The following is a 24,931-nucleotide window of genomic DNA, read 5'->3' on the forward strand; positions in this document are numbered from 1 at the left end:
CGACAAAACCGTTTTTCTTTTAGAGAAATTACTATATCCAAATTTAAATCTACTCCTACTTCACAATCCAATACGCCAACGCCAGCCACACCAATCCCTTTACCAAAAAGAACAGGAAACCCCAGATTCCTACCCTCCTGATCCACTTTACCCAGGTATTTTTTGCTGTTGTTATTGCCATAAGTAAACTATTTATATGCAAAATAATATAGTCCCCCAAAAGAGCAAAATTGCTTTTATCTATACCCCGATAGGTAAGCAAAGCTTGTTATCCCCCAAATAAAAAGCCCCTCGGTTACACCGAAGGGCTCTTGTATATCAAACATTTAATTGAACACTATTTCTTAACAGCTGCGCCAGCTAAGCCTTTCTTATCTGCATCTTTTACAGGAATTGCTTCGCTTTCATTAGCCAGCTCATTCTTTTTGTCGAAGTCCACCAGAACCGGTGCAGCTACGAAAATAGATGAGTAAGTACCGGTTATTACACCAATCAGCATCGCAAATGCGAAACCACGGGTTACCTCACCACCAAAGATGAAGAGAATCAGGATGGTCAGGAATACTGTCAGAGACGTCATTACTGTACGGCTCAGTGTATCGTTGATCGCCTTGTTGATGATGGTGTCTCTTGACTGACCCTTCATCTGACCACCGCGGAAGTACTCACGGATACGGTCAAATACGATCACGGTATCGTTCATGGAGAAACCTATCACCGTTAGTATTGCCGCAATGAAGTGCTGGTCAACTTCCAGTGGGAACGGTACGAGATCATGGCAATAAGAGAATACCGCCAGTGTTACCATCACGTCATGCAACAGGGAGAAGAGGGTACCGATAGAATACTGCCATTTGTTGAATCGTAACAGGATGTACAGGAAGATCACTATCAGTGACAGGATCGTCGCTTTCACCGCACCTGCACGCAGGTCATCAGAGATGGTTGGTGATACTGTCTGGGAAGCTACGATGTAACGGGGTGAAGAGAATACTTCATAAGTCACATTATTATCGTAGAATTTCTTCAGACCATTGTACAGTTTCTCAGTTACTTCCTTATCAACTTCAGGACTCTGTTCGTTGATCTTATAGTTGGTAGTAATGTTCAGCTGGTTAGTGTTACCGATAGTTTTCACATACGGCTCTGTACCAAATTCTTTTTCCAGTACGTCACGTACTTCTTCTGTCTTCATAGGCTGTTCGAAACGAACAGTGAAACTACGACCACCATCAAAGTCAACACCGTGACGGAAACCGTGAATGAAGGAAGAGGCACCCAGCAGGATCATGATACCAGAGATCACATAAGCATACTTTCTCTTACCTACGAAGTCAAAAGCTGCATGCTTGAAGATCTTCCTGGAAATAGGAGTGAAATATTCGAAGTGACGTTTCTTGTTGGTATAGTAATCAGTTACGATACGGGAGATCATGATACCACAGAACAGGGACAGTAACAGACCGATGATCTGAGTGGTAGCAAAGCCCAGTACAGGACCTAGACCGAAGTAGAACAGGATAATCGCAGTGAGCAGGGAGGTGATGTGACCATCCAGTATAGGCGCATAAGAACGCTTGTAACCATGTTCCACCGCCTGCTGGTAATTTCTGCCATGCATCAGTTCGTCCTTAATACGTTCAAAGATGATTACGTTCGTATCTACGGCCATACCTACAGTCAGTACCAGACCGGCTATACCAGGCATCGTTAGCGTCGCACCGAGCGAAGCAAGAATACCGAAGGTGAACAGCAGGTTCAGTATCAGCGCGATGTTTGCAACGAAACCAGCAGTATTATAATATACCAGCATCAGTACGAAGATCACGATGAAGGAAATGATGAAGGATTTAGCACCAGCTGCGATAGATTCAGCACCCAGGGTTGGTCCGACAATCTGCTCCTGAACGATTTTAGCCGGAGCAGGCATTTTACCTGATTTCAGGATATTTGCAAGGTCTTTCGCCTCTTCAACGGTAAAGCTACCAGTGATCTGGGAGTGACCTCCAGGAATTTCATTAATAATAGAAGGAGCTGTGTAAACGATGCTATCCAGTACCACCGCTACATAGTTCAGGTTGCTGCGATCGTCTTCTGCGCCACCTTTAGGAGCCAGTTCGCCGGTCAGCTTTTTCCATTCTCTCGCACCTACGTTATCCATAGTCATGCTGATCTCAGCATTACCATTCTGGTCGAAATCCTGTTTAGCATCTACAACTCTTTCACCGCTTACACGTGGAGCTGGGTTAGCCGGATTGATTTTCAGACCAAATACTTCGATCACACCATGGCGATCTGTTTTATTTTCAGGACCAAAAGCAAATACCAGGTCTTTAGGCATTACGGCTCTCACCGCAGGCAATGTCAGGTAAGCTTTGAAGGTAGCAGTGTCAGAAGGGAGGATTCTACCGATAGTAGCACTAGGATATGGACCTTCCTGTGTAACGTTCGGATGCAGAATACCAAACAGTGGGTTAGACTTCATGAATTCCTTTTCTGCGTTCGCCATCAGCTTGGCAGAGTCAACTTTACCGTTCTTATCCTTTGCAGAATCATTCATGAAGGAAGCAAGGCTACCTTCTTTAGAAGTATCAGCAGCAGCTTTGCCAGCTTTTACAGTATCTACTGTAGCAGCAGCAGCAGTATCAGCAGTGGCTGGTTGAGGGGTGGAAACATTTTTCAATGCTTCGTTCATCTTCACCAGTACGTTGTTAAAGAAATCTGCGTCGTTTCTGTAAACTTCGCGGAACTCCAGGTTCGCACTTGCCTGCAGGTATTTCCTTACACGATCAGGGTTGTCTACCCCAGCCAGTTCTACGGAGATAATACCTTTGCTTTCGTCCAGGCTGATGTTTGGAGAAGCTACCCCAAACTTGTCAATACGTTTTTGCAGTACGAGGTAAGTATTTTTAATGGCAGCTCCTGCTTCGCTACGGATCACTTTCAGAACGTCCGCGTTAGAGCTGTTGAAATTGATGTCTTTCTGGTAAGCGTTGGCAAAAATGGTTGCCAGACGACCGTTAGGAGCTACCTTCTGGTATTCCTGCCCGAACAATGTTACAAAATCCGACTGGCTGGTCTTTTTTGCTTCAGCTGCATTCCTCAGCGCCTGGTTAAAAGCTGCATCAGTCGAGTGACCGCTCAGCGAACGAATCACATCTTCCACGCTCACATCGAGCACTACGTTCATACCCCCCTGGAGGTCAAGCCCAAGGTTCAGCTCTCTTTCCTTGGCTTTAGTATAGGTTATGTACCAGGGAAAACCCGCGATCTGTTGATTGCTGGTGCTATCCAGTATCCTTTGTCTCCTTACTTTTATCAGATCAGTCAGTGTATCCTGATAAAAAGCCTGTTGCTCTTTACTGTTTGGATACTTCTCCACAGCACTTTTGTTCGTCTTTAAGACGTCGTTTTTGGCTTGCAGGTCTACCTTGCTCTCGTAGCTGCGGACCAGAAACGTGAAAGACAAGTAATACACAGAGATAAGGATCAATGCACCGGCAAAAAATCTAACCAGTCCTTTAAGTTGCATATTGTTTCGGGTTTATAAAAAAATTTTAAGAGTTGCAAAGATAGAATTTAAATTGATATATTAAAGCCGGAGAAACTCAGAAAAGGAAAAAGGTGGAAAATATTGGTTTTCAACTCTTAAACCGGAGTTTTTTGCCCTTATTTAGTCTTCTCTAAGTGTGTGCCAATGCTTTTCTATCTGGTTGATACTATACTTTGCAGGCTGCAATACTAATAAAAATATGCAAACCTCCAATTACCTTCCCCAAGACTCTTTTTTAGATTCCCTGCTAAAATCACAGGCAACCCGCCTTGGACCTGTATTTGCCGACCCCGAAAGATACCGGCTCCAGCTGATCTATACGAGGATCGACCGGGATGGGCACAATTACCCTCATTGCACTGATTTTAGCTATAATCTGGACAAAAATACCTATTTCTACCCCGCCTCTACCATAAAACTGGCCGCCACTGCCCTTGCCCTGGAAAAACTGAATGACCTTTCTATCAGGGGACTGGACCGTCATACCCCCATGATCACCGGAAGTATGCCCGGCGCTACCCCGGCCGTCCTCACAGATGCCTCCTCCCCTTCCGGATTCCCCTCCATCGGTAATTATATAAAGAAGATATTGATAGTCAGTGACAACGATGCCTTCAACCGGCTCTATGAATTTATCGGTCAGGAAGCCTTTAATAAAAGCCTCTGGGCCAAAGGGTACCCCTGGGCACAGATCAGACACAGGCTGGGAGTCACCGGTATTTCCCCCGAAAAAAACCGGTACACCAACCCCATTACTTTTCGCAGGGGCAGAAAGGTCATCTACCAGCAACCTGGTCTATACAGCTCCCTCACCTTCTCCCCCAGATATGACCTGGTGGGAAAGGCATACTATAATGAACAAAATGAACTGGTTGAAACCCCAATGGATGCCTCGGAGAAAAACAGGATCTGCCTGGCAGACCTGCACGGTATTTTAAAAAGTATTATTTTTCCTGACCTTGTAACAAAATCACAACGTTTCCGTTTAAATGATGACGATTATGGATTTTTATACCACTGCATGTCAGCACAGCCGGAAGAATCGGAGCAACCAACTTTTGATTCGGCAGCGTTTCATCATAATTACGTGAAGTTTCTGTTGTTTGGTGCAGAGAAAAACAACAATATCAGTGGTAATGTACGCAGCTTTAATAAACCTGGATGGGCATATGGTACATTAACAGACGTGGCCTATATAGCGGACTTTGCCCACCAGATTGAATTTATGTTATCTACAACCGTTTATGTAAATGACAACACTGGAATCCTTTCCGACGAAAATTACCAGTTCAAACAGATAGGCGAACCGTTTATGCAGGCCTTAGGTGAGCTTATATATAATTATGAGCGCCAACGGCCGCGGATATATCGTCCCGACCTGTCCCTGTTCAAAATTGACTATTCCAATAAAATCTTTTGAAAAAAACCAAGTTCTAATTCTATATTAAACAAGTGAGTGAAATGGCAACAAGTAAACGTTTATGGGCAGTAGCGGCCCTTTTAACAATGGTAACAGGGTTTACCGCATGTTTGAAAACTGAAAACACAACTCCTTCAAGACCAGTCGCTGCTTTCGTTGTGATCAATGGTATCACAAGTGCTGCAAAACTGGACTTCTATGACAACTCTACCAAAGTTAAGGACAGCATCTCCACAGGATTTGCAGGTTACAACTACCAGGCCTACGGTGGCTACCACCTGTTCGACCTGAAAAGATATGCAACCAGCACTACCGTGGTGTCTACCAGCGCTGCCAACTACGATTCGCTGACCTACTATACCCTGGTAGCATTCGGTGATTCTACCTCACCTGTATTCTATCCGATCGAAGACGATTTCGAAGGTGCGAACAACAGCAACCTGAATATCCGCTTCTGGAACTTATCACCTAACATCGGTGCGGTGGACGTATACCTGAACACAACTAAAATAGACAGCAACAGAACATTCTCCCTGTCCAGACCAAGTTCTGTGTTCAAGGCACTGACCACCGTATCCACTGCGACTTCCATCACCATCAAGAAAGCAGGTACGGAAACAATTGTAGCAACTAATAATTCTTCTTCTACCCAACTGACTACAGGTAGTGTATACACCATCTTCCTCACAGGAGATGCCAATGTCTCCAGTGGTACACTGGCTCCTTATGTTGGATATATCAAGAACTATTATTAATAGAATTTACCCGCTTCTGTCATTGGCAGAAGCGGTTTTTTTACTATATCTTAGCCCCCATGAGGCTCACTATCCTGATACTATTCCTGCTATCTCATTCCTTTATTAAGGCCCAGACTCCACGCTATATTATCCAGTTGCGCGATAAAGCCAACACTACATGGTCGCTCGATCAACCCTCCCAATTCCTTACTGCCAAAGCAATTGCACGCAGAACAAAACAACACCTTTCCATAGACAGTACAGACCTGCCGGTAACTCAAACTTACCGCGACAGCATTGCTGCTGCCGGAAATGTAAATATATTATATACTTCCCGCTGGTTCAATCAGGTCATCATTCAGACTGCTGATACCGCCGCCCTGAGCAAAATTCAATCCTTCTCCTTTGTAGCAAAAACCAGCACCGAAGGTCGTAAATCCGCGCTACAAAAGGCCGTTACTGCCTACGGCAAAAGCACGAAACAGTCAGGTACCGGTACATACGGTGGCGCTCATTGGCAAATGGAACTACACAATGCCATCACCCTGCATGACAACAATTATAAAGGACAGAACATGATCATTGCCGTTATTGACAATGGTTTCCCTTCTGTGAATGTAAACCGTGCTTTTACCAGTACCAATATCATCAGCACCTGGGATTTTGTCAATGCCGCTGCTAACGTATACGACTATGGCGAACATGGAACGGAGGTCCTCTCCATCCTGGCAGCCAACCTCCCCGATGAGATGATCGGATCCGCACCAGAAGCAGGTTACATCCTGCTCCGTACAGAAGAAACAGACTGGGAAAAACCTATTGAAGAAAATAACTGGGTGGCTGCGGCTGAATATGCAGACAGTATGGGAGCTGATCTCATCTCCTCCTCTCTTGGTTACAATACATTTGACGATCCTGTTTATAATCACACTTATGCAGATCTGGATGGAAAGACGACCATCATTGCCCGTGCAGCTGCTTTGGCTGCTGCAAAGGGAATGATCGTCGTCATTGCCGCAGGCAATGAAGGTGCGAATGACTGGCATTATATATTGACACCCGCTGATGCAGATAATATTCTGACTGTAGGCGCAGTCAGTTCAGAAGGTGATCTGGCTGACTTCAGCGGCCGTGGCCCCACCGCCGATGGCCGTATCAAACCAGATGTGGTATCAGTTGGCAAAAATAGCCAGATCGTCCGACCAGACGGCATACTTACTCTAGGCGATGGTACATCCTTTGCTACACCAGTCATAGCGGGTCTCACCGCATGCTTATGGCAGGCATTCCCTAACAGTACGAACCAGGAAGTGATCAATGCTGTCAGGGCCAGTAGCAGCCAGTATGGCTCTCCAGACAATGATATGGGATATGGTATACCCAACTACCAGATAGCTTACAATACCTTACTAGCCAGCACTTTATCGAATGACACTGCACAGTTTCAGCACAGCTGGCTAAAAGCAATCCCCAATCCCTTTACCAATGAGATCAAAACATTTGTACATGCTAATGCTGGTCAAAAGGTGGAACTGGCGCTGTTTGACAATAACGGCCGCAGGATCAGGACAACGAACTTTACCCCTGCTACAGATTATTATTACTATGAATGGCCTGCTGACTTTTCAACCTTACCTGCTGGTATATATTATTTAAGGGCGCAAAAAGGCAGAGACAAGGCCGTAGTGAAGCTGCTAAAACGTTAAGTATTTCCGCTCCTCCTAACTACGATCACAGATTTCTTCCACTATCAGTTACAAAATTATTGTAGGTTTGTTGCTGGTCGCGCACCTACTAAACATTTTTGTTATGAAGCATTTGGAATTAGCAGAAAGGCTGTCAAGGATCTCTGAGCCACAAACGATCAAGATGGCGAAGTTGAGCCGCGAGTTGAAAGCACAGGGCATAGACATTGTGGATCTGAGTATTGGCGAACCTGACTTTGACACGCCAGCCCACATCAGGGAGGCAGCAAAAAAAGCCATCGATGAAGGCTTTACACATTACACACCCGTAGCTGGTATTGCAGATCTGCGAGCGGCAGTAGTGAAGAAACTGAAACGCGATAACAATCTGGAATATCTGCCGGAACAGATTGTAGTATCAACAGGTGCCAAGCAAAGTATTGCCAACGCAGTGCTGAGTATAATCAACCCCGGTGATGAGGTCATTATCCCTACCCCATATTGGGTCACTTATTCAGAATTAGTAAAACTCTGCCAGGGTACGGTTGTGTTCGTACCTTGCAGTATTGAAAATAAATTCAAGATCACCCCTGCACAACTGGAAGCGGCTATTACGCCAAAAACAAAGTTGTTCATGTTCTCTTCTCCCTGCAATCCTACCGGATCTGTATATAGTAAAGAAGAACTGAAAGCACTGGCCGATGTATTTGCCAGGTATCCTGGTATCTATGTAATGGCTGATGAGATCTATGAATACATCAACTATGTAGGTAAACACGAAAGCATAGCACAGTTCGAAGGAATGAAAGAACGCACCATCATCATCAATGGTCTGAGTAAAGGCTTTGCGATGACGGGATGGCGTTTGGGCTACCTGGCTGCACCTGCAGCAGTAGCAAAGGCGGCGGAAAATATGCAAAGCCAGTTCACTTCTGCAACCTGCTCTATCACACAAAAGGCAGCAGTGGCAGCACTGAATGGTCCGAAAGATTCTGCTGATGAAATGCTGGCAGAGTTCACCAAAAGAAGAGCATTTGTATTTGAACAAATGAGCCAGATGCCTGGTTTGAAACTGATTAACCCTGATGGCGCCTTCTACATGTTCCCGGATGTAAGCAGCTTCTTTGGCAAGTCTTACGACGGTGTAGACGTGAACAATGCTGATGATCTGTGTATGTACCTGCTGCACAAAGCAAACGTAACATTTGTAACAGGTTCTGCCTTCCAGCAGCCAAATGCCATTCGTATTTCCTATGCCGCTTCTATGGAGAAGCTCCAGGAAGGGATGAAGCGATTGAAAGCTGGTCTGGAAAAACTGGCCTGAATAATTCATTTTCCATAGAAAAAGCTTTTGCCGATTTGGCAAAAGCTTTTTTTTCGCCACTACATCTGCACATTATTATTTATATATTTGCAGTTGCAAACAATTATTATACATGGGTATGACATCTCAACAAGCCCTCTTTATCGTACTTGGACTTGGCATTCTAACTATTCTATATATGACCTTGAAGGATATGTTCCTAAAACCGAAAGACAAGGAGGCTACACCTGTCACCACCGCACCTGTTTCTGAAAAACGTAGCAGCGACCCGGCAGTCCTCCCCCTCCAATTACAAGCCTATGAAAGAATGGCCTTGCTGGTAGACCGCATCAACCTGCAGAACCTGATCAGCCGTGTATATCAACCCGGCCTTGGTGCTACAGACATGCAGGTGGGCCTGATCCACACCATCAAAGCTGAATTCGACCACAACGTCACCCAGCAGATCTACGTCTCTGCAATCGCCTGGGAAGCCGTAAAAACACTGAAAGAACAAACCATCACGATCATCAACCAGGTAGCCAGTCAGCTCCCGGCCGAAGCCACCGCGATGGATCTTAATAAACATATTCTGGAAGTATTCCTGCAAGCTGAATCATCCCCTGCCGAAATGACCGCGCAGATCGTGAATGCCGAAGCCCGCAAGTTATTCTAACAAAAGAGGATACTAAACGTCCTGAAAATCGAAAAGGGGGTGTATCAATAGTATGATACACCCCCTTTTCATTGAAAATAGTTAGTCTGTGTCATAATTTTGATATGACTCTATATGCTTAAAATTTTCATTTCGTGCTTATAGCAACAATCGTTTGTACTTAGAGTCTTAAATCAGTTTTCTTTACAGGCTTAAAAAGCACCAATAAGAGGTCGATTTTTGTAACTTAGTAATCTTATTGAGATGGGGGTAATGCCTCAAGCTCGCGCAGGCGCCTGAGATAATTATTTATCTGCGCCTGCTTTCTTTTTTTAAGCCACTCCTGATTATCCGGTTCCATATATGGCACTCTATTTTTGAGTATAAAATAAGTGGCAATGAGGATTTTGTGTGCAATGGCGATAAGAGCACGTTTTTTACCTCTTCGCACACTTAAAGAGTAATATCTTCTTTTCAGATAAGATTCCTTTGTATGTACAGCGGCCCAGGCCGCCTCCACCAGTGCTGTTTTAAGAGAACTGTTGCCATGATTGATACGTTCACTTTTTTTTTTCCGGCACTTTCATTATTACCCGGACATAAGCCACACCAACTGGCTAAATGATGCTGATTTGGGAAGGCATGCATATCTGTACCTATTTCGGCTAAGATGGCTGTAGCTGTTTGTTTTTGTACTCCGGGAATAGTCTGAAGTAATTTTACTTCTTCTTCCCATTTTCTTAAGTACTGATCAATACGGTTATCTACCTGACAAAGCAGTTCATTTAGCTGTAAGATAGCAGCTTTAGACAGGTTGAGCATAAAACGGTGATGCTCATTAAGATTACCTTCTAAAGCAAGAATAAGTTCTTGCTTCTTGATTTTGAGCCTACCTTTGGCCAGATTGGCCAATATCATGGGATCCTGTTCTCCATCAATAATAGCAGAGATCATTGACCAGCCGCTTATGCCGAACACATCACTGACAACGCTGCTCAATTTGATATTGGCAGTCTCTAAAATGTTCTGTAATCGGTTATATTCACTGGAGCGTTGGCCTATTACTTTACGTTTGTATCGGTACAATTCCCGTAATTCACGAGTGTATTGGGGTGGAATAAAACTTCCTTTTAGTAGCCCGCTTAGCAATAATTTTGCAATCCAGGCACTGTCATTACGATCAGTCTTATGACCCGGCACATATTTAATATGCCGGGCATTGACCAAAATAAGTTCAAAGTGAGGTTCTAGTATATTAAAAACAGGCTTCCAGTAAACACCCGTGCTCTCCATTGCGACATGTGTAATGCCCGATTCTTCCAACCAGGCTACCAGGTCCTTAAGTGAACTTGTGAAGGTGCTAAAAGTGCGGGTTTGTTCCTGCAAATTATCACCCCTGATGGTAGCTACTACATTCTCCTGGTGAACATCGAGGCCACAGCCACGACTCACAACCTGTTCAAAACTGATATGTGATTGTTCCATGGTAGTACTTTTGTCGAAGGTACCACCATTTTCATAGTCGTTTGTGAATTCGGTTCATGAGGGTTTTCTTTGAAAATGGTTTTCATTCTCAGTTGGAGAATTACTTCTTTCATGAATGTTTTTCATGAAAATGGGTTTCATGCCTGATGGTGAATTCCCGCTTTCCTGAATGTTTTATTCCGGTATCTTTCAGAAACTTTTAATCGTTATGCGATTCTCAGACCCTGATTGTATTTTTGAGACTTCCGTTTTCGTGTTATTTTTTTACCATCATCACTCTTTTGGGCCGGATCACCTCATACAGTAAATATCCTTTTCCATTGAAATGTATATATAAGGGTGGTCCCTGGTACCATGGCTGTCCAGGTATTTTCTTATGTGCCTGAATATGCAGGTGCGGTTCAGTACTAAACCCTGAATTCCCCACACAACCCAAGGGTTGCCCTTTTTTAATCACATCGCCATCGTGCACAATCACACTCCCCTCCTTCATATGCCCTAAAAAGATGTAACTATTAGTGGTTTCGATGATGACCTGGTTGGTATTGTTTGGTCCCCGGCTCATATCAGGAGGGATATTATCCGGGTTGTTTCCGTAAGCTTTTAATACCCGTCCATCGCAGGGACTATATAAGGTATCACCAAATATTTCATAATCCGCCAGCTTTCTGCTGAAGATTTGATTCGCACGCCTGCCATCGGATTTCAGTTTTACAATATCCATGGCATAAATCGCTCCCCGCAAACTGTAGTGAAACAGGTTAGTGGGCAATCCCTTCCCGCCCTGCAGCACAAAATACCGCCCGGTTTTCATAGGGAAAGCCAGTTCAATGGTTTCAGGTTTGCCGGTGGTACCGGTGAAATATAGAATACTCAACAACGTCAAACCAGCAGTAAAGAATAAATTAAATACTATCTGCCAGGTTTTTGACGCCCGCTGCCCCTTTTTCCGGCGCAGGGTCCCAATGATCAGGGCCAGTAGCAAACAGATGCCAAACCCATACTTGGCTTCGATCGTAAGGTACACCCAGGTGCCATAGAGATAAATAAATACACCCAACGACAACCCGGCTAGCAGACGTGACCAGTTGTGGCGGAATAGGGCTGCTGCAGCAGTGTATGTAAAAAAGATGCTGAACAGGGCCAAAATAAAAGTCAATAGTAATAGTGCGTAAATAAACATAGCTTATCCGGTAAATCTTTCAGGAATGGTCCTGCAAATTATCAATATTTTGGCCTTCGCAGCAATACGGTAATAATTATGTAACATTGTCTATCATACAACATTATTCCACGAACGTACACAAAATGGAAAATATCATCAAAACAGATGCCGGTATTGTCATTGAACCAGTTTATACCCAACCGGTACCCATGGATGAGTTGCCCGGACAATTCCCATTTACCAGAGGTGTACATGCCTCCATGTATCGCGATAAACTATGGACCATGCGGCAGTATGCGGGTTTTAGTACTGCAGAAGCCTCAAACCAGCGCTATCATTACCTGCTTAGCCAGGGGGTAATGGGGCTGAGTGTAGCCTTTGACCTGCCTACCCAGATCGGGTATGATTCAGATCATGCCATGTCGGAGGGGGAAGTAGGTAAAGTGGGTGTGGCGATCGATTCACTGGAAGATATGGAAAGACTCTTTGCCGGTATCAAACTGGAAGATATTTCCACGAGTATGACCATCAATGCAACAGGATTTATACTACTCGCGCTATATATCGCCCTTGCCAAAAAACAGGGTGCAGACCTGCATAAAATATCAGGCACTATTCAGAATGATATTCTCAAAGAATATGCGGCGAGAGGCACCTATATTTATCCGCCCAAACCCTCTATGCGCCTGATTACTGACATCTTTGCATATTGTAGTACAGAAGTCCCTAAATGGAATACGATCTCTATTTCCGGATACCATATCCGGGAAGCAGGTGCAAATGCAGTACAGGAACTGGCTTTTACACTGGCTAACGGCAAAGCCTATCTAAAGGCGGCGATTGAAAAAGGGTTAGCCATCAATGTATTTGCACGGCGATTGTCATTCTTTTTCAATGCACATAACCATCTCTTTGAAGAAGTGGCCAAGTTCAGGGCGGCCCGTAGAATGTGGGCCCATATGACAAGGGAACTGGGGGCTACAGATCCAAAGGCACAGATGCTACGTTTTCATACACAGACAGGTGGAAGTACATTGACAGCACAACAACCTCATAATAATATAGTGCGTGTCGCCGTGCAAACCATGGCGGCGACTTTAGGTGGTACACAATCACTGCATACCAATGGCTATGATGAAGCGCTATCCCTGCCTACAGAAGAAGCGGCACGGATAGCCTTGCGTACCCAGCAGATAGTAGGTTATGAAAGTGGAATTGCAGATACAGTTGATCCCCTTGCCGGAAGTTATTATGTAGAAGCACTCACAAATGAGGTGGAGGCAAAGGCCTGGGAACTGATACATCGTATAGATGCGATGGGTGGCGCGGTGAGTGCGATAGAACAAGGTTTTGTACAGGATGAAATAGCAAGAAGTGCCTACTTATATCAGCAGGAAATAGAGAGAGGTGAGAAGATCATAGTAGGTGTGAATAAATTTACGGCAAAGGATGAAGGAACGCCAGAAATATTCAGGATAGATGATAGTATCAGGCAGGTGCAAACGGAAAGGCTGCAATCGCTAAAAAGCAGGAGGGATAATGAAGCAGTACAGGCGATTTTGCAAAGGCTGGAAGCCGCCGCCCATACGGAAGAAAATGTAATGCCTATCGTCGTGGAAGCTGTGGAAACTTTGTGTACCCTCGGTGAAATAGCCGATACATTCAGGAAGGTATTCGGTGAATATAAATAGTTCCTACCTGTTTAGCCGGCCGCAGGCCATGCCACCTGCTACGAAAAAATCGCTTGTGCCGAAGACATAAGCGATTTTTTCGTTATGATTTTCATTATTTTTGGCCATGTCTTTTATCTACCATAACACCTGTCCGGTATGTGGAGCCGCAACTTCACATAAAGTACTGACAGCCAAAGATTACACCGTTTCAAAGGAAACCTTCGACATTAACCATTGCGGACATTGTAGCGTACGCTTCACACAAAACGTTCCTGATAGCGCCAACATTGGCCGCTATTATCAATCGCAGGAATACATCTCCCACTCTGAAACCCGTCAGGGCCTCATCAACCGTTTATACCACAGCGTGAGGAAAATCACCCTGCGTAGTAAACAAAACTGGGTAAAAGCAGCAACTGGTCTCAAACAAGGTTCCATCCTCGACATCGGTTGTGGAACAGGTTCCTTCCTTCACTTCATGCAACAGGGCGGCTGGCAGATCACCGGTCTTGAACCAGACGAAACGGCCCGTCAGAACGCAAAGACATTATACAACATCGAACCTCGTGCTTCAGAAGATCTCTATTCTCTGCCTGCCGGACAGTTTGATGCTATCACCATGTGGCATGTACTGGAACACGTACATACCTTACATGACTATATCCGCCGGATCCGCACCTTATTAAAACCGGAAGGCGCACTCCTCATTGCTGTTCCCAACTACACCTCTCCCGATGCGGAGCACTATGGTGAATACTGGGCTGCGTACGATGTGCCACGTCACCTGTATCACTTCTCTCCTACGGCTATGGAAGTACTCCTGAAGCAACATAAGATCAGGGTAGTGAAAAAGCATCCGATGGTGTTCGATGGTTTCTATGTGAGTCTGCTGAGTGAAAAGTATAAAACAGGTGGGAATGGCTTATTCAAAGGCTTCTGGAATGGTTTCATCTCCTGGCGCAAAGGATTGAAGGATGTAGACAGGTGCAGTTCTGTAGTGTATGAATGTAAAGCAGAATAACCAATGAAATAAACAAAAGAGGAGGGCGTATCTGAAAGTAAGATACATCCTCCTCTTTTGTTATCTCTTCATGATTTTAATACAGATAGTTCAGTGCAATCCTATCATTCGCATTGAAAGTACGATTCCCCACATTATTGCAGGCCAGCATCCAGCTATTGGCATCAGGTGCACTCGGTGTACCAGGTATCAGGATGACACCTACCCCCCCAGATCCCTCATTGACAGGCGTTCCTCCACAGCTAAAAGAACGATCCAGGCAATCACTATGACGAAAACCAATGCAGTGCCCAATTTCATGCTGAATAACAGAAGCCACAAACAATACATTCGGATTACTGCCAAATGCAGCAGAATTGGTATTTAAAAGAATAGTAGGATAAGGGTTCCCACTACTGGAAGGAAAACCGGAAGAAGCATATGTTATCGATCCTCCACTTGGCCCCTGGTTAAAACCAGAAATCGTAATATCTGCAGTACCTGTTGTAATACGTACAAAAGTCAGCGATATACCCAGACTGTTAAAACGCGCGATGGCAGTATCCGTCCCTGCTACAAATGCACTACCCAGACTGCTGGCTACTTTTATAGTAATCGTGCGTGGCGTGCCTGTTACAAGGTTGCTGGTACGATATTGTTCTGTGCCTGCAATTCGCAGATAAGGTCCGATAGCAGGTTTATTTAAATCAGCTTCAGAAAGACGGATGTCACCTTCTACAAGGTAATCTCCCTGAAATCTTTGTACATCTGCAGCATTAAATCCTAATGCTGCAATTTTCTGTAGAACAGCTGTTGGGATAGCTGTTTGTCGAACAGTTACTTCTTTTTTACAGGAGGTTACAATAATGAGAAAGTACAGGAATATAAGTTTACGCATACAATAATAGTTGGGGTAAATAAAAATGAGCCGGCAGCAAATCGCTACCGGCTGCTTTGCTCATGCATCAGCTAATAAGAATATCTTTCTTACTAATTAATACAAGTAGTTTAATGCGATAACATCGTTCGCATTGAAAGTACGGTTGCCACCATTAGAGCAGGACAGCATCCATGAATTTGCATCTGCACCGGTTGGAGTACCTGGAATCCAGATAGCACCTACAGAAGAAGCTCCTTCGTTGGTAGCAGAACCACCACAGCTGTAAGAACGATCGAAGTAATCAGTATGACGGAAACCAACACAGTGACCGATTTCATGCTGAATTACAGAACCTACATACAGTACATTTGGATTGCTGCCATATGCCTGTGAGTTAGTGTTCATCAGGATAGAGCTGTAAGGATTACCGCTGCTGGTTGGGAAACCAGAAGAACCCAGGGTGATATAACCACCGCTTGGACCCTGGTTGAAACCAGAGATAGTAATGTTGGCAGTACCACTGGTAATGCGGGAAAAAGTAATGGCCAGGCCAAGAGCGTTGTAACGTGCAATAGCGGTATCTGTACCGGCTACATAAGCGCTACCCAGGCTGCTGGCAACTTTTATAGTAATCGTGCGTGGAGTACCTGTTACCAGGTTAGTAGTGCGATATTGCTCTGAACTTGCTACACGCAGTACTGGACCAGTATATTTACTGTTCAGATCTGCTTCAGTCAGGCGGATATCACCTTCCACTATGTAATCATCGCCGAACTTGTGTACATCAGCGGAGCTGAAGCCCAGTGCTTCGATTTTGGCGAGGGTTTCAGTGGGGATAGCATCAGGCTTGGTGCTGCTTACGTTATCTTTTTTACAGGACACAGTTGCTACAGCGATGCCTGCTGCCAGACACAATAAGGCGTTGAATGAATGTTTACGCATACATTTAGATTTGGTTTGGGTTTCAGGAAAATGAAGATATTATTAGCTGATTCGCTGATGAGAAATGGACGTATTTATCATCAGTAAATACAGCTAACGACAGATAATTGCTCGTGTTTACAGTTGCTGCACATTACGTGCATCATCAAGTTTAAATTGTTACTGTTGATACATATTTTTAGTGCTCATAAAGTGATGTGGGTGAAAGAAACGGTATGGCAAGATCCGCGTCCTCTCCGGGTTTTCAATGAGTATTTGATTCCTTTGGTTAACGCCAGTATATGGCTGTATACTTCATCTCTGGTATCAATTGCCTCGACGTTTAGATTTTAGTTGCTCGGGTCCAATATTACAACTTTCCACGAAACCAAAAAAAAATTTTCTTTCCTTGCTAATCAAAGTTATGAATGAATTACATTAGTTTTATTTGAAGCAAAGAGCAACCTGTCAACCCAAAATCTTTATGAGAGCAACCCTTGTATTGTTACACTTATTAGTATGCCAATCATTATCAGCAGGCGCACAGGAGTTATCTGACCAGGTAGCTGCACGATACGCCAGCAGCGACGTTGCGGGATCTCAGTCGCGTAAATATACAGATTACTACCTCGTAAAGTTCCGTGAATATCCCGGTAAATCACTGCATGATTATGGTGTAGTAAAATCATTGAGCCAATTGCATTTTATACTAAAGAAGACAAATTTCGATAGTAGTTTGCAGAAGAAGGTGGTGTATACGTATAATGCAAATGATAACTGGAAAGCAAGTACGAATTTGCTTCGTATATTGTCACTGAGAGACAGTATACATTTATTGAGAGACAATATCAGTTCATTGGAAGACACCACCAGCTCACTGAGAGACCATTTTAATTTACTGAACGACAGTATCAGTTTAATTGTGACATCATCAGCCCCACCTGCATATTGCCGCATTCTACACCACTATGGGCAATCTTACACTGTTTCTATTTACACAAAAGACTGGTCTTCCTTTATAGCACAACCTTTTATTTCTTTTGCCGATGTACAACGCAAAGCATCTCCGGAACAAAGAATTAATTCAGCAGATATCTCTGCGAATGCGATCAATACTGTACAACAGGCTTATCCTGCGATAAAAGGAAGTGACATCACAATATCATTAAAAGAAGATTTATTCGATACAACTGATCTTGATTTAGTAGGAAGATTTTTATATAATGAAAATGCCTCACTAAACTTTTCTTCGCATGCTACTATTATGGCGACGATGATAGCAGGTGCAGGCAATACCGGTGAAAAAGGCATGGGGGCTGCACCGCAGGCATTGTTATGCCCTGCTGATTATAATTATAGTTTACTGCCTGAGGATAGCAGTTATATGCGTGCATATCATGTCTCTATTCAGAATCATTCTTATGGTACGGGTATAGAAAATTACTATGGTGCAGAAGCTGTAGCATTTGATGAGCAGGTGTATAATACAGATACTGTGCTGCATGTATTCTCTTCAGGCAATATAGGTACAGATGCAGATTCTACAGGCATTTATCAAAACATGACCGGGTTTGCAAATCTGACAGGCACATTCAAACAGGCAAAGAATGTATTAGTAGTGGGCGCTACTGACGATTCATTGCATGTGCCATCTATCAGTTCAAAAGGTCCTGCATATGATGGACGTATCAAACCTGAGTTAGTGGCATTTGGAATAGATGGTTCTTCAGGATCAGCAGCATTGTGCAGCGGTACAGCAGCTTTATTACAACAGGCGTATAAACAGGTGTATCATACCATGCCTTCGGCAGCACTGATCAAAGCGATATTGATCAATAGTGCAGCCGGCAATGGTATTAACTATAGCAATGGATTTGGAAGTTTACATGCATTACATGCGGTACAGACATTAGCAGAAAATCACTTTTTAAAAGGCACTGATAATGGCACTTTCTCTATACAGGTACCCGCAGGTATACAGGAGTTAAAAGTCACCCTCTGCTGGAATGATCCCCCTGCCGAAGCAAATGCCGCCAGTGCATTGGTGAATGACCTGGACTTAACCGTAAATACAGGTAATAGTAATTATCTTCCCTGGGTATTGTCTTCAGCACCTGTATCAGATTCATTATCTGCTGCACCACATCGTTCCCGTGATAGTCTGAACAATGTAGAACAGGTCACTATCGATAACCCTACTGCAGGCACGTATCAGGTACAGGTGGCTACGCATCATTTAAACGTTCCAAATCAGGCTTTTTATATTGCTTATGGCTATATACCTAAAAACAACTTTGAATGGCAAAATCCGGGTGCTAAAGAGGTAATAGTAGCAGGAAACCCTGTCCCCTTTCCATTACGATGGCATTCGAATGTAACGGGTAAAGGAGATATTTCATGCAGCTATGATAAAGGCGCAACCTGGCAATCCATCGCAACACAATTGAATACCGCGACCGGTCTGTATTACTGGACCATTCCTGATACTTTCAGTACTGCTTTATTAAAATACACCACCACAGATACCTCCTTTATCAGTGATACCTTTTATCTGTCCCCCCGCCTTACCTTACAAACAGGTTATGACTGCGAAGACAGTGCCATGATCTTCTGGAATACATTACAAAATGCCGGTGCTTATCAACTCTATAATATGGGCACCACCTATCTCCTGCCTTACACACAAACAGTGGATACTTTTTTGACATTGACCGCTTCAGGTAATTCAGCCTATTATGCAGTAAGTCCATTGCACACAGAAGGCTGGTCTGGCTTGAAAAGCTACGCCACCAATTACCAGTTACAGGGTACAGGTTGTTATTTTAAAAGCTTACTGGCAAATGAAACAACGGATAAAAATATATCGCTCGTATTAACACTGGGCACTACCTGGCATATCAGTGAACTGTATTGGCAACGGCTCTCCGGCAATGATTATGTACCTATTGGTACCAGCACAGTTACCACTTCTACCAGTTATACATTTGAAGATGAAAATGCACCTGAAGGATTACTCTATTACAGGGTCAGACTCGTCACAGATAACGGTACAGATATTTACTCAGACCCGGTAGCTGTATACCAGTTGAAGCAGCATGACCACCTGGTATTTCCAAACCCTGCTACCAACCTGGTGAATGTAGTTAACAAAAGCATGAGCAATATGCAGCTGCAGCTGTTTGATATGAGTGGAAGACTGATTCTGACCAAGACCCTTTCCAGCCTGCTGGAAACGGTATCCGTCGAACAATTACAGCCGGGTATCTATACCTGCGTATTATATGATGAGGGGAAAAAAGTATTTTCCACCAAGCTGGTAAAACTTTAAGTATCCGGATGGTATAATCACCTCATACCACCCGCCACTAAAAAACAACTCCCTAAAAAACAAAAGTCCCGGAGGTAAACTCCGGGACCCTAAATATAGCGCTAATACTTTCTATTACAAATGTATCGCCTCACCATAAGCCACCTCAATCGCATCCTTCACTGACTCACTCATAGTCGGATGTGGATGAATTGAATCCAGCACCTCCTGATAAGTAGTCTCCAGCTTACGTGCAGTCACTGTCTGCGCAATAATCTCAGTAACATTTGCACCGATCATATGCGTACCCAGCCACTCACCATACTTTGCATCAAAGATCACCTTGATAAACCCTTCAGGCGCACCAGCGGCAGTCGCCTTACCTGACGCAGAGAATGGGAACTTACCAACTTTCACTTCGTAACCAGCTTCTTTCGCTGCTTTCTCAGTATAACCTACAGAAGCAATTTCTGGTGCGCAATAAGTACAACCAGGAATGTTCATATAATCAATAGGCTCAGGTTTGTGAGCATACTTCTTCTCATTATAACCGATCGCTTCGATACAAACGATACCTTCCTTAGAAGCTACGTGCGCCAATGCCTGACCAGGAACCATGTCACCAATAGCGTAAATGCCCGGTACATTTGTCTGATAATATTTGTCTACCAGTACACGACCCTTGTCGGTCTTGATACCCAGTGCTTCCAGACCCAGGTTCTCGATGTTAGCCTGAATACCAACAGCACTCAGTACAACATCTGCTTCCAGGCTGATCTCACCAGTTGCAGTTTTCACTTTCGCTTTCACGCCATCACCGTTTGCTTCTACAGCTTCAACAGATGCATTGGTCATGATCTCGATACCTTTCTTCTTGTAGATCTTTTCCAGTTCTTTAGAGATATCCTCGTCTTCTACCGGAACGATGCGCGGCATGAATTCAACGATAGTCACCTTAGTACCCAGGGTAGCGTAGAAATAAGCAAACTCAACGCCGATAGCGCCGGAACCTACTACGATCATGGATTTAGGCTGTTTAGGCAGCACCATTGCCTCACGGTATCCGATTACCTTCTTACCATCAATTTTCAGGTTAGGCAGTTCACGGGCACGCGCACCTGTAGCCAGTACAATGTACTTAGCGTCGTGTACTGCAGTTTTACCGTCCTTATCTGTAACTTCTACCTGGCCTTTAGCTTTCAGCTTACCGGTACCCAGCAGAACATCAATTTTGTTTTTCTTCATCAGGAACTGCACACCCTTGCTCATCTTATCGGCAACACCACGGCTGCGCTTGATAACAGCATCAAAATCAGCGCTGCTTTCTCCTGCATTGATTCCATAGGCCTTGGCATGCTGTATATATTCCAATACCTGTGCAGATTTTAACAATGCCTTAGTAGGGATACAACCCCAGTTCAAGCAAATACCGCCCAGGTTCTCCCTTTCAACGATTGCCGTCTTAAATCCCAGCTGAGAAGCACGGATAGCAGCCACATATCCACCGGGGCCACTACCAATTACGATTACGTCGTATGCCATAATGCTTAATTTTAATTAAAACTTGCCAAAGGTAGTAAAAAAATGTGCAATTGCTAGTATGCTTGTAAACAGGCTTCCTCTTACATATAAAATAAAATATCCATAAATATAAAAGCCCGGCCAAAAATAGCCAGGCTTTTCTTTCTTCTTAATCGAAGATCCATCAATATTTTATCGCAAATCCACTACCTCTACCCCTGGATACTTCTTAGCATCAAAGCTGAATGTAGCATCAGTCAGGTTGGTATTAGGTGTGAAATTTGTAATCTCGTATGTATAACGATTTCCATTCTTCTCAAACATTTTCATCCTCGAAATGTTCTGGTTTTTCTTGTCAATTGACACAATTACCTTAAAAACATTCTTAGACTTGTCTGTAGGCGTCATCTCAATATTCTGATAAACCTTACCCTTCTCTGTAGTTTCTGCATCCAAACGGTACAGATAATCCTTATCGTAGAAGTTAGTAAACAACTTAGCAGGTGTGAGCTGTGTGCTACCCTGATCTACGTTATTGATTGTCACTTCATTAGCATCTTTCTGGTAAGTCCAGCTAGTCTTGTTATCGCTAATGATCTCCTGGCCTTCCAGGTTTACTTTATACTTGCTGCCTTTTACATATACAGTTCCTTTCTTGGAGTCTGTCACGCTGTTGTTGCCACCTTCTACTTTCAATACGAAGTTAGCTACAACAGTCTTGAAAGTTGAAAACTTCTTGCTAACATTATCCAGGATCACCTTTGCTTTCGGGTCATTCGCACCCAGGCTACCTGTTTTTGTCTGAGCCATGCCGCTCATTGCTACACTCCCTGCCAACATGCTCATGAATAAAATTTTCCTCATTACGGTAAGTTTTTTTATTGTTGTAGTAGTAAAAACAAATGTTATGCCGGGACGTTCCCGGATTGTTAAGATTGTGCCAAAAAGGCGGAAATACAATTAAAATCCCCCACCCAAATCATTCAATATCATTTCCAGATCTGTCTCCGTCTTCACATTCACCTCCCTCGCTTTACTCCCCAGATTAGGCCCCACAATACCAGCAGCTTCCAGCTGATCCATCAGTCTGCCTGCTCTATTATAACCCAGTTTCATCCTGCGCTGCAACAGAGACGTCGATCCCTGCTGGTTTTGCACGATCACCCTGGCAGCTTCTTCAAACAACGGATCCCTGTCCTGCAAATTTACTTCCTTCCCATCCATATCCTTCTCATCCACATATTCCGGCAAAAGATACGCCTCCGGATAAGATCGTTGCTTCCCAATAAACTCCGCCACTCTTTCTACTTCAGGAGTATCGACAAATGCACATTGCAACCGCACCAGGTCCCCGCCTAACGACACCAGCATATCCCCCTGACCTATCAACTGCTCTGCACCACCAATATCAAGAATTGTACGGGAGTCAATCTTACTCGAAACCTTAAAAGCAATACGAGCCGGGAAGTTCGCCTTAATCGTACCTGTGATAATGTTCACTGATGGGCGCTGGGTAGCAATAATCAGGTGAATACCCACCGCACGGGCTAACTGAGCCAGACGCGCTATCGGCATTTCCACTTCTTTACCCGCTGTCATAATCAGATCCGCAAACTCATCAATCACCAGTACCACAAATGGCAGATAGCGATGTCCCCTTTGCGGGTTCAGCCTGCGCTGTACGAATTTATTATTATACTCACGGATGTTACGGGTACCTGCTTCTTTCAGCAGGTCATAACGCAGGTCCATTTCTATACACAAGGCATTCAGGGTATGAATTACCTTTTTAGTATCGGTGATAATAGCATCCTCTTCGCCCGGCAACTTGGCAAGAAAATGCTTCTCTATCAGTTTATAAAGGGAGAGCTCCACCTTCTTCGGGTCTACCAGGATAAACTTCAGCTGAGAAGGATGCTTCTTATACAAAAGTGAAACCAGCAAGGTATTAATACCCACCGATTTACCCTGGCCGGTAGCACCCGCCATCAGCAAGTGGGGCATTTTGGCCAGATCAGCAATGAAGTTTTCGTTGTCGATCTTCTTACCGATAGCGATCGGCAGGTCCATATTGCTCTGCTGGAACTTTTCAGATGCCAGCAGGTTACGCAGCGACACCATACTCTTTTTCACATTCGGCACTTCTATACCGATAGTACCCTTACCCGGAATTGGCGCAATTATACGGATGCCCAATGCAGACAAACTCAGGGCAATATCATCTTCCAGGTTCTTGATACGGGAGATGCGTACACCGGCTGCCGGTACTATTTCGTACAGGGTAACTGTCGGCCCTACAGTCGCACTGATCTTCTGGATGGAAATATCATAGTTCTTAAGAGTGCTGATGATCTGGTCTTTGTTTCTGTCCAGTTCTGTAGCATCCTGCACAACCTTTTCTGTATTGTGGTTATCAAGCAGCTCAAGTGACGGATGTTTGTAATCGCGAAGATCAAGCGAAGGATCGTATGGATCCAGCTGAGCAGCTTCGCCCACTGTACCAGTGGCTTCTGCCAGCACTTCATCTGGTTCGTCTTTACTAGGCTTCACTTCCCACGCTACATCTAAAGGTGCGTTGTTCTTTTTATTGCGGGCATTGGTTTGCTCTATCGTTTCTTCGATATACAACAATGGGCCCGCATCTTCCTCTTCTAATTCCTCCTCTTCTATTTCTTCTTCTACGGGTTCTTCTACTACCGGAGGCTTCACTGTCAGCGGCATGCTTTTTTCTACCAGCTGCATGTCTTCCATCTCCGGTTCTTCCATCGCAGGTGCGATAATGACACTACCTCTTTCCTTCAGGCCATTCTTACGCTTTTGCTCTTTTGTCACAGGTACTTCCACATCTTCATCCACGCCTTCGGGCATTCCGGCCAACTGTGGCTTAGGTGGTTTTGGGTTGCGCAATACCCACTTGAAATCCAGGTTGTACTTCCAGATACACCAGGCCAGACCAGCTACCATCAACAGTAAAGCTGCACCAGCCGTACCCAGGAAACCAGAGATCCATTTGCTCACGCTGTCACCCATAGCCCCACCCCATGCAAAATCTGCAGCAGCGAGACCTGCTACAAATGCAGCCGTGGTGCTGATGAACAATAAACCAAAGAGGATATACTTAACATTGCGCCATACCCTGAATACCCGGCGGCCCACGATGAAGTTGACACCGAGAATAAAGAACAGGTAGCAAAAAAGATAGGAAGCGACGCCAAACCCTTTGTAAAAAAACCAATGGGAAACAAATGCACCCAAACGACCCAGTAGATTTTCTACTTTTACCGCTTCATTATCCATCAGGAGAATGTTCGCGCTATAGCGGAATACTTTGTCCTGGTCATCCTGCCATGTGAAGAGGTACGAGGTGAATGCAAGAAAACAGTAGAGGGACAATAAAAGACATATCACACCCAGAACTTTGTGGGTGCGCTCGTCTTTTACCAGCTCCTTTACTTTTACCTCTGCTTCTTTTTCCTGCTTCAATACGTTGGGGTCATTAGCACGAGGAGCCTTTTTGCTTTCTGGTTTTTCAGTTTTCAGTTTGTTCTTAGACATATTCTATTGCGCTCCAAAATTAAGGCCACAGGTTGATATATTAAGAATTAATTTTCATATATACCTGAAAA

The 24,931-nt window shown here is 44.2% G+C and carries 16 protein-coding genes and 1 pseudogene; 8 read left to right on the top strand and 9 right to left on the bottom strand.

Annotated elements, in window-relative coordinates; genetic code table 11:
• Positions 1 to 55: 55 nt before the first annotated feature.
• Together SIO70_RS27565 and secDF are read right to left on the bottom strand one after the other, a co-directional pair.
• On the bottom strand, positions 56 to 181 hold the full coding sequence (locus tag SIO70_RS27565; protein WP_320576286.1) for an alanyl-tRNA synthetase: 126 nt from the start codon (positions 179 to 181) through the stop codon (positions 56 to 58).
• Between the two features lie 156 nt (positions 182 to 337).
• A complete protein-coding gene (gene secDF / locus SIO70_RS27570) occupies positions 338 to 3,532 on the bottom strand; it encodes a protein translocase subunit SecDF (RefSeq protein WP_320576288.1) in 3,195 nt (1,064 codons plus the stop codon).
• A gap of 220 nt (positions 3,533 to 3,752) precedes the next feature.
• Between secDF and SIO70_RS27575 the strand changes: the two genes are divergently transcribed.
• The 5 genes from SIO70_RS27575 (at position 3,753) to SIO70_RS27595 (ending at position 9,374) form a co-directional block, all read left to right on the top strand.
• Positions 3,753 to 4,973, top strand: a complete 1,221-nt coding sequence (locus SIO70_RS27575; RefSeq protein WP_320576290.1) for a serine hydrolase — start codon at positions 3,753 to 3,755, stop codon at positions 4,971 to 4,973.
• Between the two features lie 41 nt (positions 4,974 to 5,014).
• Complete coding sequence (locus tag SIO70_RS27580) at positions 5,015 to 5,728, top strand: DUF4397 domain-containing protein (protein ID WP_320576292.1); 714 nt, start codon at positions 5,015 to 5,017, stop codon at positions 5,726 to 5,728.
• Positions 5,729 to 5,787: 59 nt separating this feature from the next.
• A complete protein-coding gene (locus SIO70_RS27585; RefSeq protein WP_320576294.1) occupies positions 5,788 to 7,416 on the top strand; it encodes a S8 family peptidase in 1,629 nt (542 codons plus the stop codon).
• A 103-nt stretch (positions 7,417 to 7,519) separates the two neighbouring features.
• Positions 7,520 to 8,719, top strand: coding sequence for a pyridoxal phosphate-dependent aminotransferase (locus SIO70_RS27590; RefSeq protein ID WP_320576296.1), 1,200 nt, complete (start codon positions 7,520 to 7,522; stop codon positions 8,717 to 8,719).
• Between the two features lie 178 nt (positions 8,720 to 8,897).
• The gene (locus tag SIO70_RS27595; RefSeq protein WP_320576297.1) at positions 8,898 to 9,374 is read left to right on the top strand and encodes a hypothetical protein; all 477 of its coding nucleotides are present in this window, start codon (positions 8,898 to 8,900) and stop codon (positions 9,372 to 9,374) included.
• Between the two features lie 235 nt (positions 9,375 to 9,609).
• On the opposite strand, the pseudogene SIO70_RS27600 reads toward SIO70_RS27595, so the two are convergent.
• A pseudogene (locus tag SIO70_RS27600) lies at positions 9,610 to 10,838 on the bottom strand (IS110 family transposase).
• A 256-nt stretch (positions 10,839 to 11,094) separates the two neighbouring features.
• Positions 11,095 to 12,021, bottom strand: a complete 927-nt coding sequence (locus SIO70_RS27605; protein WP_320576302.1) for a M23 family metallopeptidase — start codon at positions 12,019 to 12,021, stop codon at positions 11,095 to 11,097.
• A gap of 125 nt (positions 12,022 to 12,146) precedes the next feature.
• On the opposite strand from SIO70_RS27605, the gene SIO70_RS27610 reads away from it, so the two are divergent.
• Complete coding sequence (locus SIO70_RS27610) at positions 12,147 to 13,694, top strand: methylmalonyl-CoA mutase (protein WP_320582075.1); 1,548 nt, start codon at positions 12,147 to 12,149, stop codon at positions 13,692 to 13,694.
• 106 nt (positions 13,695 to 13,800) lie between these two features.
• On the top strand, positions 13,801 to 14,697 hold the full coding sequence (locus SIO70_RS27615) for a class I SAM-dependent methyltransferase (protein WP_320576304.1): 897 nt from the start codon (positions 13,801 to 13,803) through the stop codon (positions 14,695 to 14,697).
• Between the two features lie 76 nt (positions 14,698 to 14,773).
• Here the strand turns inward: SIO70_RS27615 and SIO70_RS27620 are convergent, their stop codons facing one another.
• Both SIO70_RS27620 and SIO70_RS27625 read right to left on the bottom strand, forming a co-directional pair.
• Complete coding sequence (locus SIO70_RS27620; protein WP_320576306.1) at positions 14,774 to 15,574, bottom strand: M57 family metalloprotease; 801 nt, start codon at positions 15,572 to 15,574, stop codon at positions 14,774 to 14,776.
• Positions 15,575 to 15,670: 96 nt separating this feature from the next.
• A complete protein-coding gene (locus SIO70_RS27625) occupies positions 15,671 to 16,498 on the bottom strand; it encodes a M57 family metalloprotease (protein WP_320576307.1) in 828 nt (275 codons plus the stop codon).
• Positions 16,499 to 16,961: 463 nt separating this feature from the next.
• Between SIO70_RS27625 and SIO70_RS27630 the strand changes: the two genes are divergently transcribed.
• Positions 16,962 to 19,805 carry a S8 family peptidase gene (locus SIO70_RS27630; RefSeq protein WP_320576309.1) on the top strand — a complete coding sequence of 948 codons (2,844 nt, stop codon included), beginning with the start codon at positions 16,962 to 16,964 and terminating at the stop codon, positions 19,803 to 19,805.
• 114 nt (positions 19,806 to 19,919) lie between these two features.
• Here the strand turns inward: SIO70_RS27630 and lpdA are convergent, their stop codons facing one another.
• From lpdA to SIO70_RS27645, 3 genes are all read right to left on the bottom strand, one after another.
• Positions 19,920 to 21,326: a dihydrolipoyl dehydrogenase gene (lpdA, locus tag SIO70_RS27635; protein WP_320576311.1), complete on the bottom strand. Its 1,407-nt coding sequence runs from the start codon at positions 21,324 to 21,326 to the stop codon at positions 19,920 to 19,922.
• Between the two features lie 171 nt (positions 21,327 to 21,497).
• Positions 21,498 to 22,169 carry a LolA family protein gene (locus SIO70_RS27640; RefSeq protein ID WP_179091384.1) on the bottom strand — a complete coding sequence of 224 codons (672 nt, stop codon included), beginning with the start codon at positions 22,167 to 22,169 and terminating at the stop codon, positions 21,498 to 21,500.
• 96 nt (positions 22,170 to 22,265) lie between these two features.
• Complete coding sequence (locus SIO70_RS27645) at positions 22,266 to 24,860, bottom strand: DNA translocase FtsK (protein WP_320576313.1); 2,595 nt, start codon at positions 24,858 to 24,860, stop codon at positions 22,266 to 22,268.
• Positions 24,861 to 24,931: the final 71 nt, after the last annotated feature.

It is taken from the genome of Chitinophaga sancti (assembly GCF_034087045.1).
GTDB classification, from domain to species: Bacteria; Bacteroidota; Bacteroidia; order Chitinophagales; family Chitinophagaceae; genus Chitinophaga; species Chitinophaga sancti_B.